A 14,392-nucleotide genomic window follows, 5' to 3' on the forward strand; every position below is an offset into this window, starting at 1 on the left:
ATGAAGAAAAAAATAATATTTATTGTTGGCCCTACATCTGTTGGAAAAACAAAATTAAGCGTTGATATAGCAAAAGATTTTTCAGGAGAGATTATATCTTGTGATTCTATGCAAATTTATAAAGAATTTAATATAGGAACTGCTAAGATAACAGAAGAGGAAGTTAGTGGAATTAATCATTATATGATTGATATTTTAGATGGAAATCAAAAATTTAATGTTTTTGAATATAAAAATATGGCAGAGAAATATATTGAAAAAATTTATTCTCATAATAACATTCCGATTTTTGTAGGAGGAACAGGACTTTATGTAAATTCTATATTATATGATTTTAAATTTACTGAATCTGAAGAATCGAATAATCTAAGAGAACAAATTACAGAATTTTACGAAAAAAATGGGGCAAATTTGCTTTATGATTTATTATTATATCTAGACTATTCAAGTAGAGAAAAAATTCATAAAAACAATATAAAAAGAGTAATTAGAGCAATAGAAGTTTGTGTAAATACAAAAAAAGAATTTTCCAAACAATGCAAAGATTATGAAAATAATAATTGTAAGTATGATTACTTAATAATAGGATTAACTTTAGATAGAAAAATATTATATGATAAAATAAATTCTAGAGTCGATATAATGATTAATAATGGACTTGTTGAAGAAGCATCAAGTCTATATAAAAAATATGGCGAGTATTCACAACCATTTACTGCTATTGGATACAAAGAGTTTATTCCATATTTTAAGAGAGAAATTACTCTGGAATCTTGTATTGATAATATAAAACAAAATTCAAGAAAATACGCTAAAAGACAATTTACTTGGTTTAATAGGAATGAAAATATACATTGGATTGATGTTGAAAATGGATATGATGAAGTTCTATTTAAATCTAAAAAATTAGTAAAAGATTTTTTAACTAAAGGAGAATTATAAATTGGAAAAATATTTAGATACTGATTTTAATTTTGATTCTAAAATTATTAATTTTGTAAACAAATGTTCTAAGGAAATAGAAATAGAATTTGAAACTTTAAAAGAAATAGAAGAATATAATCAATTAAAAGTTTTAAATGCATTTAAAAAGCAAAAATTATCTGCTACTGATTTTTCTTGGACAACAGGATATGGATACGGTGACTTTGGAAGAGAGAAATTAGAAAGAATATATTGCGACATCTTTAAAGCAAAAGATGCTATAGTAAGGCAAGAAATAACATGTGGAACTCATGCAATATCTTTAGCATTGCAAGGAAATTTATTACCAGGAGACGAGTTTATTTATATAACAGGAACTCCTTATGACACACTTTTAAAGGTTATAGGTATTAGTGGAGATGAAAAGGGAACACTACTTGATTATGGAATAAAGTATGATAAAGTTGATTTAGTAAATAATGAAATTGATGTAGAAACTGTATTATCTAAAATCAATTCAAAGACTAAATTATTAGCTATTCAAAGATCTCCTGGTTATAGTAGTAGAAGATGTATTTCAATTAGTGAATTAAAAACAGTTATTAATAAAATAAAATCAAAGTTTCCAGATATTATTATAATGATTGATAATTGCTACTGTGAATTTGTTGAAAAAAAGGAACCTCTAGAAGTTGGTGCCGACATAGTTGTAGGATCATTATTAAAAAATTTAGGTGCAGGAATCACTTTAAATGGAGGATACATAGTTTCAAACTCTAATGATATTATAGAATCTATTTCTAATAGACTTACTTCTCCAGGTCTTGGAAAGCATGTAGGTGTAAGTTTTGGTACTACAAGAGCAATTATTCAAGGATTATACTTTGCACCTCATATAGTTTTAGAAGCAGTAAAAAGTGCAATATTAGTATCATATATTTTTGAAAAGTTAGGATATAAAACAATTCCTAAATATAATGAAAAAAGAAGTGATATTATTCAAGTAATTACTTTAAATGATGAGAATAAAGTTATAGATTTTTGCAGAGCTATACAAGAATTTTGTTGTGTAGATAGCCACGTTGTTCCCTATCCATGGGATATGCCCGGATATACTGATAAAATTATCATGGCTTCAGGAAGCTTTATAGATGGCTCAAGCATTGAATTAAGTGCTGATGGACCATTAAGAGAACCATATAACGTTTATTATCAAGGTGGGCTCAATTTCTATCAAACGAAGATTGCATTAATTAATGTTTTAAATATATTTTATGATAAAAAATATATAAATTTATAGTGATTTAAAAGTATTTTTATATAAATTATGGTATAATAGTTATAGTTTTACACTTTATGAAAAAACTATAACTGATAGATTATAATATGATATTGGAGTGAATGTTTTGAAATGTTTATCAAAAGAAAAAATAAACATTGTAATGGAAAAATTAGAAAAATTATATCCTGATGCAAAACCAGAACTTAATTTTTCTAATAGTTTCGAGCTGTTGATAGCAACTATATTATCTGCTCAATGTACTGATGTTAGAGTTAATAAGGTTACTGAAAAATTATTTAGAGATTTTAAAACTCCTGAAGAATTTTTAACTTTAAATATAGAAGATTTATCAAAATATATACACAGTTGTGGTTTTTATAATTCAAAGAGTAAGAATATTTTAGAAACCTGTAGAATTTTAGTAGAAAAATACAACTCTACAGTTCCGAGTGATATGGAATCTCTAACCACGTTGCCAGGCGTTGGGAGAAAAACAGCAAATGTAGTTAGATCCTGTGCCTTTGGTATTCCATCACTTGCAGTTGATACTCATGTTTTTAGAGTTACAAATAGAATAGGAATTATAAATGAAGGTAATGTTTTAGATTCTGAATTTGCATTAATGAAGAAGCTAAAGAAAAATACATGGAATAAAGCTCATCATTTATTTATTTTTCATGGAAGAAGAGTATGTAAATCAAGAAAACCAAATTGTGAAAAATGTATAATAAATTCTGAATGCTTATATTATAAAAATTTGTAGGAGGATATATGAAGAAATATCTAAAAGTATTTGGTATTGTATCTGGAATATCAGGAATATTACTAATAGGAGTAATAACGGCTTACTTCTTACTTAATAGATATCCGTTAAGCAATGCTACCGGAGAAACAAAAAATTTAAAAAAAGAAGAACTTTTAGCGTATGATAAATTTTATGAAGGAATTTTTATTAATGATATTGACTTAAAAGGTCTAACAAAAGAAGAGGCAATAAGTAAAATTAAGCAAAGTTTAGAAGTAAAAAACGAATTTACGTTGACACGAGATAATTATACTAAAAAATTTCTACCTAAAGATATAGATTTTTCGTATAATTTTGAAAATTTAGTTTATCAAGCTTTTAATATAGGCAGATTTGGTACTGAAGATGAAAGAATAGAAATTTTAAAAAATTTATTAAAAAATCCGAAAAAATTTGAAATAAAAGCTACTTGTGACTTATCAAAATTGAATGAAATTGTTTCAGAAGTATCCGAAAAACTGAATTCTGACCCTATAGATGAGAAATTTTCATTTTCTAATGACAAAATATCTGTAACTGAAGGTAAAGTTGGAGTTAAAGTTGAAAACGAAAAAATAGTAGATAATTTTAAAACAGTTCCAGTAAAGTTTGATTTTCAAATACCTGCCACTATTACAGAATATAAAAAGATAGATAAAACTTTATTGTCCTCTATAAAAGGAGTAATAGGAGAAGCTACTACAAAATTTGATAATCAACCTAATAGGAATAATAATATTAAAGTTGCTGCTGGTAAAGTAAATGAATTTGTAGTCAATCCTGGAGAAACTTTTTCTTTTTCTAAAGAACTAGGAGAAGTTTCGAAAAATACAGGTTATAAACCTGCAGGAACTTTTCTTAATAATAAAGTCGTAGATTCGATAGGGGGAGGAATTTGTCAAGTTAGTTCTACATTGTATCAAGCATTAGTAAAATCCGATTTAGAAATAGTTGAAAGGAATCAACACTCTATGAGAGTACCTTATTGTACTATTGGTTTAGATGCGATGTATTATGATGGACAAAGTGATTTAAAATTCAGAAACAAATTCGATTTTCCTGTAGTTATAACAAGTTATGTTTCAAAGGGAGAATTAACTTTTAAAATCTTGGGTGATACTGATAAGAAAAATTATGATATTAAATTATTTACGTCTGATGTGTCTAGAATAGCAATGCCTATTGAAGAAATTAAAGACCCTAATTTACCAGAAGGCAAAAGAGTTGTTGTCGAAAAAGGATTCCCCGGTTGGAGAGGGTCTTCTTATAAACAAAAAGAAAATGAAAAACCAGTTCTATTAAATAGTGATTATTATAAGCCTAAAAAACAAGTAGTCAAAGTTGGAACTAAAAAAGCAGTTACAGAAGAAAAAGAAAATAATGATTAAAAGTAGATTAAAATATGGATATTTTTTTTATATTGTGTTATAATACTTGAGAAATTATTCATAAAATTAGGAGGGAAGTTAATGATATCAGCAGGAGATTTTAGAAAAGGTACAACATTTGAAATGGATGGTGATGTTTATCAAATTATAGATTTTCAACACGTAAAACCTGGAAAAGGAGCTGCGTTTGTAAGAACTAAGATAAAATCAGTTAAAAGTGGTGGATCTAGAGAAATGACTTTTAATCCAAATGATAAATTTGAAGTGGCTAAAATTGAAACTAAAGAAATGCAATATTTATACTCAGATGGAGAATTATATTATTTTATGGATACCGAAACTTATGAACAATTACCATTAAATTTTGATGTTGTAGAAGAAGCTCTTCTATATTTAAGAGAAAATGATAATGCAACTATAAGATTTCATGATGGTAAAGCATTCCAAGTTAATGCTCCGAACTTTGTTGAATTAGAAGTTGTTGAAACTGAACCGGGTGTTAAAGGAGATTCAGCTACAGGTGCAAATAAACCTGCAAAGGTTGAAACAGGTGCAGTTGTTACGGTTCCTTTATTTATTAACAATGGTGATAAAATTAAAATTGATACAAGGACTAATGAATATCTTTCAAGAGTTTAAAAAAATATATATTTGAAATGAACCAAAAGATACTTAAATTGTATTAAAAGGAATGTAATCTATTCAATCAATAGAACACATTCCTTTTAAATTAGTCTTAATTCTCTTAGTTTTTATAATAACTATATTTTTAATTTTGAAATAGGATTTTTAGAAATTCCTTTTTTTATATCGTCATCATCTAGGTGAGTATATATTTGGGTTGTTGCAACACTTGTATGACCTAAAATACTCTGAATTGTTCTTATATCAACATCCCCATATTTATACATAAGAGTTGCCGCAGTATGCCTTAATTTATGAGGAGTATACATTTTTGGGTCTAATCCTGCTAATAGTATATATTTTTTTAATCTTAATTGAATTGATCTATTAGAAATTCTTTTTTTATGTGAACTTAAGAATAGGGCAGTTGTATTTTTTGTACATGGTCTAAGTTGTAGATAGCTTTTTATAGCATAAATACAATTTTCATTTAAAAATACTATCCTTTCTTTATTTCCTTTTCCTATGACACTTAATTTATCATCTTTAATAGATTCTATATTTATACCGGTAAGTTCAGAAATTCTAAGACCACAGGTTAAAAAAATCAAAATTATACATAAATCTCTAGCTCTATTAAATTCATTTTTTTCTTCTTTGATAGAATTAATTACCTTTTCTGATTCGGATAGAGTTAAATATACAGGATTTCTTTTTTGCAATTTTGGTAATTCTAATTTTTCTGCAGGATTTTTGTTGATTAATTCAACTGTATTATGCAAATATTTAAACCAAGATTTTATTGCTGAAATTTTTCTTGCTTTAGTTTTAGTTGAATCATTATAGTTAGAATCACAGAAAGAAATATATGCATGTAAATCACTTATATCTATATCTAAAATATCTCTTTTATTAATTGACAAAATAGATACAGAGTTTATATCTGAATTTAAATTATATCCAAATAATTTTTTTCTCATTATAATAAATTTTAAAAATCTTTTTAAATCATAATAATATTCTTTCACAGTTAGACTGGAGCGTCCTTTAATAGTTAATAAATAATTTAAATAGTCATCTAAAATTATTGGACAATCATTAAAATGTTTCATTATAATATCTCCTTAAAATTTTAATATATTTTCGCAAAACTATAATTTTGCGAAAAATAAAAAAATTAAAATAAAGAAGAGACTTTATTTTAATCTCTACTCTATTTACACATAGATTATATTATATTTTTTGTATTAAGTCAAGATTTTATACTTATTTTAACTCATTTTTGTATAATTCTTGTAAATATAATATATCATTCATTATAGAATTATCTATATCTTCATATAATAATAATTTTTCGATATCTTCTTTAGCTTTTTTGAATCTTTTTAGTTTTAATTCCAATATTATCTTATTAAATAACAATTTTTCATCATCTATATATATAGATAGTCCTCTTTCGAAAATTTTAAGCGATTTTTCGATTTTTTGCATTTTGTAATATAATAACCCTAGTTCTATAAAAATATTTAAAAAATCAGCGTTTAAATCCAATGATTTTTCGTAGTACTCTATAGCTTTTTCGTTTTCGTTTAATTTATTATATATATATCCAATCCAATAAGAATCTTCTTTATCTAGATTAAAATTATCAATATTTTTTAATATTTTATAACAGTCTTCAAACTTAAATCTATCTACCAGTTGTAGTAGCTCTTCAATTTTAACTTTTACATTAATATCTTGTATTTTTTTATTGATAATATTATCAATTATCTTATTTGAATTTGTTATAGCTTTTTTATAAAATATATTAGCTTTAATATAAAATTTTTCTTTTACACATAAATCGCCATAAAGCATATTTAGTAAATAATCATCTTCATTTTTACTTTCTAAATCAGACAACAAAATTTTAATTTCATTAATTAATATATTATAATAACTATTATCATAATCTAAAATCATTAAAAGATATTTAGTATATATTTTTAAAATAAAATCATCATTTTTTTCTAAATTAATTAATCCTCTAATAATTAATAAATTATATATTATGGTGTCATAATTATTATCATTAAAATCAATTTTCGATTTGACAAAATCTAATAAGTTAACATTTTTTGATTTTATAAAACTATTTAAAAATTCAATATTTTCAAAATTTGAATCTATTCCATTTAACAATAAAATCCCTTCAAAAAAGTATGATAAATTAATATTTTCATTAAATTTATTATTTTTAATATTTTCTAATAAAACATTTGAACTAATTGGAAAATCGATATTTTCATAATTTTTTTCATTAATTTCAATATTTTTCACTGTAAGAAAATATACTTTATCAGAAAATTTTCTAAAATAATTATATAAATTATCCATATTCACCTACATTTTTTTAGGAGTATCCATACCTAAAAGTCCTAATCCAATCTCAATAAGTAATCTTGTACAATATGTTAATATAAGCCTAAATTCTTTAACACTATCTTCTTGATTACTTATAGGACAAGAATTATAAAATTTATTAAATAATTTTGCAACTTCAGTTATATATCTTGCAAGTATTGAAGGTTCATATTTCTTGGCTGAATCTAATAAAATATCTTCAAATTTATAAATTGATTTTATTAAAGATAATTCATCAATATTCATTTCGTAATTTGAAACTTTCGAAATATCAATATTATCTAATTTTAAATAAAAATTATTCTTTTCTAATATACTATTAGCTCTTGCAGCGGAATATTGAACATACGGACCTGTTTCTCCTTCGAAATTAAGAACATTATTCCAATCAAAAGAATAATCTTTAATTCTAGTATTGAATAGTTCTTGAAATATTACAGCACCAATTCCTACTTCTTTAGCAATTTCTTCTTTGTTTTCGAGAGAACTGTTTCTCTCATTTATAATTTCTAGAGTTTTTTCTACACTTTTTTCAAGTACATCATTTAAGAATATAACATTTCCTTCTCTTGTGCTTAGTTTTGCAGAAGTTCCTAAAAAATTATCTTTTACACTTACCATACCAAATGAAACATGAATACAATCTTTAGCCCATTCATATCCCATTTCTTCTAAAACAGCTTTTAATTGTTGAAAATGTAATTTTTGCTGAGTTGCAACTACATAAATATTTTTATAAAAATTATAATCTTTTTTTCTAGTTAATGCAGTTGCAATATCTCTTGTTATATAAGTACTGGAAGAGTTACTTTTTAAAATCAAAGCAGGTGGTAAATCATATTTATCTAGATTAACAATTTTACATCCATCACTTTCAACTAATAAATTTTTATCTTCAAGTTCTTTAACAACATCATCAATAAACTGAGAATGATAAGCTTCACCTCTATATGAATCAAATTCAACTTTTAATTTATCGTAAACTTTTTGAAATTCCATTAAACTAATGTCTTTAAACCAATTCCAAAGTCTAACGGACTCTTCATCTCCATTTTCTAATTTATTAAAATAGTCTCTAGCAGTTTCTAACATTTTTTCATCAGTTTTGCATAGATTATTAAAATCGACATACAATTTTAATAATTGATTTATAGGGTCAGCATTTATCTCTTCATCATTCCCCCACAATTTGTATGCAGCAATTATCTTCCCAAACTGGGTTCCATAATCTCCAAGATGATTTACACCAACTGTATTATATCCTAGAAAATTATATATGTTTTTAATTACATTTCCAATTAATGTACTTCTTATATGTCCAATATGAAATGGTTTAGCTATATTTGTTGAAGAATAGTCAATAACAATAGTTTTATCTAAATTATCTTGTGAAGATCCATATTTTTCTTTTTTATCAAATATTTCTTTTATAACATTTTTAGAAAATTCTGAGTTTCTAACAAAGAAATTAATATAAGGTCCAACATTTTTTACATTTGAGAATATACTATCATCTATATTAATTCTATTTACCAATTCTTCAGAAATTATATTTGGTGCTTTTCTTAAAGTTTTAGATAATTTAAAACATGGAAATGAGAAGTCTCCCATTTCTGGATTAGGAGGAATTTCTATCAATTCTCTAATTTCTTCTTTATTTAAATTTATATCTAAATCAAAAATAGTATTTATAACTATATCCTTAAAGTTTATCATAATTTTCTCCTATTTTAGTTTTACAATAGTAGCTCCATCGCCACCTTCATTAAATTTAGCAAAGCTAAAAGATTTAACCAATTTATGTTTTCTCAAAAAATCTGAAATATTATTTCTTAAAACTCCAGTTCCCTTACCATGAACAATTGTTACTTCATTTAAATTAGCTATAAAAGAATCATCTAAAAATTTATCAATTTCATAAATTGCATCTTCTGTATTATATCCTCTTACATCTATCTTATTATTATACATTTTATCACTCTTAATAAAAGTAGCTTTAGAATGAGATATTTTTTCTTTAGAATTATCAATAACTTTTTCAATTCTAATAATATCACTAATATTTGCATTTACTTTTAAAATACCTATTTTAACTTGTAAATTTCCATTTTTATCTGGTAATGTCTGTACATATCCGTTTTCATTTAAACTTAGAACTTTAACTTCTTCACCTAACATTAAAGGTTCATTTAATATATTAGATTCAGTTTCTTTTTTAATCATTTTAGAATGATTAATTTTATCCATTTTCTTTAATATTTCTTCAGAGATTTTTTTTAATTTAGCAGATTGTTCTTTTGATCTTGCTTTGTTTATATGATTAATTGTTTCTTTGCAAAATTTTTCAGTTTCATATATTGAATTTTCAATATATTCTTCTAATTTTTTTATCTTTTTTTCTTTTTGTTTATTAAATTTCTCAAGCTTTTCTTCATATTCTTCTTTAATTTTCTTATTAAAATTTAATAACTCTCTTTGCTCAATAATAAGCTCTTCATATTCTTTACGTCTACTATCAACACTACTAACTAACTTATCAAAAGATAACTCATTATTGGATATAAACTTTTTAGCATTAACAATAAAGCTTTCGTTAAGTCCTAATTTTTTAGAAATCTCAAACGCATTTGATTTTCCAGAAATGCCAATGATTAATTTGTAAGTGGGTTCTAGCTTTTCAATATCAAATTCCATTGCGGCATTTTGAACATTTTCAGTTGACATTGCATACATCTTTAATTGACTATAATGAGTTGTTGCAATAGTTCTAATATTCTTTTCTAAAAAATAATTTAGTATGGCAATTGAAAGACCTGAACCTTCTTCCGGATCTGTCCCGGATCCTAGCTCATCAAATAAAATCAAGGAATTTTCTTTTGCTCTGTTTATTATTTCAATTATATTTTTCATATGAGATGAAAATGTGCTTAAGGATTGTTCTATACTTTGTTCATCACCAATATCTGCAAATAATTCATCAAATACAGCTACTTCTGAATTATCAGCACAAGGTAACATAAGTCCGTATTGAGTCATCAAAGTTAAAATACCAACAGTTTTTAATGTAACAGTCTTACCACCAGTGTTTGGTCCTGTAATTACTAAAGTATTAAAACTATTTCCAAGAGAAATATCAATTGGAACTACTCTATCTTTATCAATTAGAGGGTGTCTAGCCGATTTTAATGAAATTATGCCTTTATTATTTATTATAGGTTTAATAGCTTCCATATCGTATGCCAATTTTCCTCTTGAAAATATAAAATCTATATTGGCAATTACATTTAAGTTTGAAATTAATTCAGGTAAAATTTCTAAAACACGTTTAGAAAATTCTATTAAAATTCTTTCAATTTCTTTTTCTTCATCAATTTCTAACTTTTTTAAATCATTATTTAAATCAACTACAAACATAGGTTCTATAAAAACTGTTTGACCTGATGCAGATTGATCGTGGACAATACCTTTAAAAGAATTTTTAAATTCACTTCTTACAGGGACTACATATCTGCCATCTCTTAAAGTATATAGATTATCCATCAACTTATTAGATGTTGAAATCAGTTGATTTAGTCTATCTCTAATCAAATCATTTTTTGATTTTATCATCTTTCTTATTCTTTTTAAATCAGGACTTGCATCATCAGAAATTTCATCTTCAGATATTATAGAGATTTCTATATCTTTTTCTAATTGAGCAGCTATGTTTAATAAATTTATAAGTCCAAAAATATTTTTAAATTCAGAGGATTCTTCTTCAGAAATTATATTTTTTAAAAATCTTGAAGTATTGAGAAGCTTCCAAACTTCTAAAAGTTTTCTAAGAGAAAAATATTGTCCTATTTCTAAAAGCTTAAAATCTTCTTCCAAGTCATCAATATTAGAAATTCCCGGTAATCTATGTTTAATTATAAATCTGTAGGCTTCATCAGTCTCATCTAATAGCTTTTGTACCTCTATTATATCTGAAGAAACTTCTGAATTTTTTATAGTTTTTTTCCCTATTATACTTTGAGAACGCTCTAATAACATATTTATAATTTTATAAAAATCTAAAGTTTTTAGCACTTTATTATTCATTATTATTATTTTTCTCCATTTTTAATAATTTTATTAATATATTCATTTTTTATTTTTACAATCTCATTTTGCAATTCTATAATTTTTTCATTTTTTTGTTTTAATTCATAAAAATTATCATAAGAGAATTTTTCTAAATTTTCATATCTTTTTTCAAGTGTACTTATTGTATGAACTAAAACATTATTTCTATCTGTTAAGTCCTCTATTATATGTTTTAGTTCTTCTTTTTCTTTTTCAATTTTTTGATTATTTTTCAAAAATTCTTCTTGCTTTTTTATAGGAAATTCACTATCTTCACTTAATAAGTTAATTTCTTTTCTTAAATCAAAATTATCGCTTGAAACATTTAATGCAACTAAAGTAGCGGCCATTGTAGAATTTAAAAGATAATTTTGAGATGTGATTTTTTTAATTTCCTCATCAACAAAATTTGCTATCGCCTCTACTTCATCTTTGCTTTTTTCACCTATAATTGTATAAACACTACCAGCAATATTAACTTTTATTTTGTTGTTCATAATTTTCTCCTAGTTAAAATCTTAAATATGCTCCTAATTGTTCTTTGAGATCAAATAGCATATTATCAATTAAACTGTTTATATCTTCATCAACTAAAGTTTTTTCTTTAGATTGGAAAGTTAGTTTATATGCCATTGATTTCTTGCCTTTATTAATTTGATTTCCAGTATAAATATCAAAAAGTTCAATATTTTTTAGCAAATTATTCGAATTATTTTTGAATATTTTTTCAATTCTACCACTATCAATATCTTTATCCACTATTATTGCTAAGTCTCTTTTAACGGCAGGATACTTAATTATTGGCTCATAGATTTTTATTAAACTTACTTTATCTCTTATTTTTTCAATATCAATTTCACAGACAAATATATTTTTCTTAATTGAAAAATTCTTACAAACATCATAAGAAATTTGTCCAATTTCCCCAACCTTCTCACCATTAGCTAATATATCGGCACATACACCTGGATGAAAATAATCAATACAGTTATTTTTTATAAATTCTATATTCTTAATATTTAAAACATTAAATAAATTAATAATAACATCTTTAATATAGTAAAAATCGTACTTCCCATAAGAACCGATAACTAATCTTTTCTTTTCAAGGGGAACTTCATAATTTTCAACAGTGTGGAATGTATTACCAAGTTCATAAACTAATAAATCTTCATTTTTATAGTTTAAATTTTTAGATAGAACTTCAATAATATTTGGAATCAAAGATTTTCTCATAATACTAAATTCCTCTCCCAATGGATTCAAAATTTTGACAGTATTTTGAGTATTCATCTTTGATTTCTTAATAATACTTCCACCTATAAAAGAATATGTTGTGATTTCATATAATCCTAAATTTAATAAAATATTTTTAATCTTATCTTCTAAAATTCTCTTCTTACTTTTTCTTCCTATCGTATTTGGAGCTAAAATAGGTGTAGGATTAAGATTACAGAATCCATATAGTCTACCTATCTCTTCAACAATATCTTCTTGAATAACTAAATCTGTTCTAAAATAAGGGATAGTACAAATTATAACATCACCTTTGACTTCTGTTTTTATTTCTAACAAATCTAAGTAGGTTATAATATCGGAATTTTTAATTTCAACTCCTAATAATCTTTTTACTAAATTTGTATCAAATTCTATCAATTTAGAAGTAGTTTCTTCTTTATTTACATCAAATATTGAGTCAATTTTACATTTTACATTTTTTTCAAGTAAACATAAAAATCTAGCTAAAACATTCATAGTATGTTCTGAAGTCAATCCCTTTTCATATCTTATAGATGCTTCAGATTTTAACCCCAATCTCTTAGATGTAGACTTAATTGTCTTTTTTGTAAAAAATGCAGACTCAATAAAAATATTTTTAGTATTTTCATCAATTTCAGAATTTTTTAAACCCATAACACCCGCAATAGCAATAGGTTTTACATCATCACATATCAACATATCTTCGCTTGAAAGAGTTCTTTCAACATCATCTAGAGTTACTACTTTTTCTCCTTCGAAGGCATTTCTAATAGAAATATTACCTTCTAATTTATCTAAATCAAAAGCATGTAAAGGTTGACCTAATTCCAGCATTAAAAAATTTGTTAAATCAACAATATTGTTCACAGGTCTTATACCGGAATTCAAAAGATAGTTTTGAACTTTTCTAGCCGATTCCTTTATTGTAACATCCTTTACTATACTTGCAGAATATCTTTTACAGTCGTCTGAATGAATAGTTATATTTAATAAACTTTTATTTTCAATTTCTTTCAAATTCTTTACATTTATCGGATTTAATTTTTTATCAAAACTTGCTGCAATTTCTCTGGCCATACCAACTATTGACAAACAATCCGGTCTGTTTGGAGTTATCTCAAATTCCACAACAGTATCATCTAAGTCTAAAACTTCTCTAATATCTGTACCTAAAACAGTATTTTCATCAATAATTCTAAGAACACCATCTTTATATTCTTTTGGAATAACAGAATCTGGATAACCTAACTCTTTATAACTGCAGAACATTCCTTGTGAAATCTCTCCAGCTAATTTAGCTTCTTTAATTTTTGTATTATCAGAAAGCGTAGAATTAACTTTTGCAACTGGAACATAATCAAATTGTTTTAAATTTTGTGCAGCAGTAACAATTTGAACTATTTCATTCCCTAAATCGACTTTAGTAATCCATAATTTATTGGAGTTTTCATGTCTATAAATGTCAATAATTTTTCCAACTACGATGTTATCTATATTATCTCCTAATTTTATAATAGATTCAACATGTGATCCCGTAAGTGTTACTTTATCACATATATTCATTATATCATCATTTATGTCAACATATTCTTTCGCCCATTTTATTGGTAGTAACATATA

The 14,392-nt window shown here is 24.8% G+C and carries 11 protein-coding genes; 5 read left to right on the forward strand and 6 right to left on the reverse strand.

The window, feature by feature from the left end; genetic code table 11:
- From miaA to efp, 5 genes are all read left to right on the forward strand, one after another.
- Nucleotides 1–942, forward strand: a complete 942-nt coding sequence (miaA, locus tag VJI94_RS01250; RefSeq protein ID WP_324008039.1) for a tRNA (adenosine(37)-N6)-dimethylallyltransferase MiaA — start codon at nt 1–3, stop codon at nt 940–942.
- 1 nt (nt 943) lies between these two features.
- Nucleotides 944–2,224, forward strand: coding sequence for an aminotransferase class I/II-fold pyridoxal phosphate-dependent enzyme (locus VJI94_RS01255; protein ID WP_324008040.1), 1,281 nt, complete (start codon nt 944–946; stop codon nt 2,222–2,224).
- Nucleotides 2,225–2,366: 142 nt separating this feature from the next.
- On the forward strand, nt 2,367–2,969 hold the full coding sequence (nth, locus tag VJI94_RS01260; RefSeq protein WP_036715297.1) for an endonuclease III: 603 nt from the start codon (nt 2,367–2,369) through the stop codon (nt 2,967–2,969).
- Between the two features lie 8 nt (nt 2,970–2,977).
- Nucleotides 2,978–4,378 carry a VanW family protein gene (locus VJI94_RS01265; RefSeq protein WP_004833395.1) on the forward strand — a complete coding sequence of 467 codons (1,401 nt, stop codon included), beginning with the start codon at nt 2,978–2,980 and terminating at the stop codon, nt 4,376–4,378.
- Between the two features lie 81 nt (nt 4,379–4,459).
- Complete coding sequence (gene efp / locus VJI94_RS01270; RefSeq protein WP_004833394.1) at nt 4,460–5,017, forward strand: elongation factor P; 558 nt, start codon at nt 4,460–4,462, stop codon at nt 5,015–5,017.
- 122 nt (nt 5,018–5,139) lie between these two features.
- Here the strand turns inward: efp and VJI94_RS01275 are convergent, their stop codons facing one another.
- The 6 genes from VJI94_RS01275 to pheT all read right to left on the reverse strand — a co-directional run bounded on the left by VJI94_RS01275 (nt 5,140) and on the right by pheT (nt 14,389).
- A complete protein-coding gene (locus VJI94_RS01275) occupies nt 5,140–6,114 on the reverse strand; it encodes a tyrosine recombinase XerC (protein ID WP_324008041.1) in 975 nt (324 codons plus the stop codon).
- A gap of 154 nt (nt 6,115–6,268) precedes the next feature.
- Complete coding sequence (locus tag VJI94_RS01280) at nt 6,269–7,381, reverse strand: tetratricopeptide repeat protein (RefSeq protein WP_324008043.1); 1,113 nt, start codon at nt 7,379–7,381, stop codon at nt 6,269–6,271.
- Between the two features lie 6 nt (nt 7,382–7,387).
- Nucleotides 7,388–9,124, reverse strand: coding sequence for an arginine--tRNA ligase (gene argS / locus VJI94_RS01285; RefSeq protein ID WP_324000918.1), 1,737 nt, complete (start codon nt 9,122–9,124; stop codon nt 7,388–7,390).
- A gap of 9 nt (nt 9,125–9,133) precedes the next feature.
- Nucleotides 9,134–11,488, reverse strand: coding sequence for an endonuclease MutS2 (locus tag VJI94_RS01290; RefSeq protein WP_324008044.1), 2,355 nt, complete (start codon nt 11,486–11,488; stop codon nt 9,134–9,136).
- Between the two features lie 5 nt (nt 11,489–11,493).
- Nucleotides 11,494–12,009, reverse strand: coding sequence for a cell division protein ZapA (locus tag VJI94_RS01295; RefSeq protein WP_004833389.1), 516 nt, complete (start codon nt 12,007–12,009; stop codon nt 11,494–11,496).
- Between the two features lie 13 nt (nt 12,010–12,022).
- Entirely contained in the window at nt 12,023–14,389 is a 2,367-nt protein-coding gene (gene pheT / locus VJI94_RS01300; RefSeq protein ID WP_269752950.1) for a phenylalanine--tRNA ligase subunit beta, read from the reverse strand.
- Between the last annotated feature and the right edge of the window lie 3 nt (nt 14,390–14,392).

It is taken from the genome of Parvimonas sp. D9 (assembly GCF_035282565.1).
Classification (GTDB): Bacteria; Bacillota; Clostridia; order Tissierellales; family Peptoniphilaceae; genus Parvimonas; species Parvimonas micra.

Excerpts from the sequence above, each read along its gene's own strand:
- miaA (WP_324008039.1), top strand. The coding sequence starts at position 1 with ATGAAGAAAAAAATAATATTTATTGTTGGCCCTACATCTGTTGGAAAA.
- nth (WP_036715297.1), top strand. The coding sequence starts at position 2,367 with ATGGAAAAATTAGAAAAATTATATCCTGATGCAAAACCAGAACTTAAT.
- VJI94_RS01265 (WP_004833395.1), top strand. The coding sequence starts at position 2,978 with ATGAAGAAATATCTAAAAGTATTTGGTATTGTATCTGGAATATCAGGA.
- efp (WP_004833394.1), top strand. The coding sequence starts at position 4,460 with ATGATATCAGCAGGAGATTTTAGAAAAGGTACAACATTTGAAATGGAT.
- VJI94_RS01275 (WP_324008041.1), bottom strand. The coding sequence starts at position 6,114 with ATGAAACATTTTAATGATTGTCCAATAATTTTAGATGACTATTTAAAT.
- VJI94_RS01280 (WP_324008043.1), bottom strand. The coding sequence starts at position 7,381 with ATGGATAATTTATATAATTATTTTAGAAAATTTTCTGATAAAGTATAT.
- argS (WP_324000918.1), bottom strand. The coding sequence starts at position 9,124 with ATGATAAACTTTAAGGATATAGTTATAAATACTATTTTTGATTTAGAT.
- VJI94_RS01290 (WP_324008044.1), bottom strand. The coding sequence starts at position 11,488 with ATGAATAATAAAGTGCTAAAAACTTTAGATTTTTATAAAATTATAAAT.
- VJI94_RS01295 (WP_004833389.1), bottom strand. The coding sequence starts at position 12,009 with ATGAACAACAAAATAAAAGTTAATATTGCTGGTAGTGTTTATACAATT.
- pheT (WP_269752950.1), bottom strand. The coding sequence starts at position 14,389 with ATGTTACTACCAATAAAATGGGCGAAAGAATATGTTGACATAAATGAT.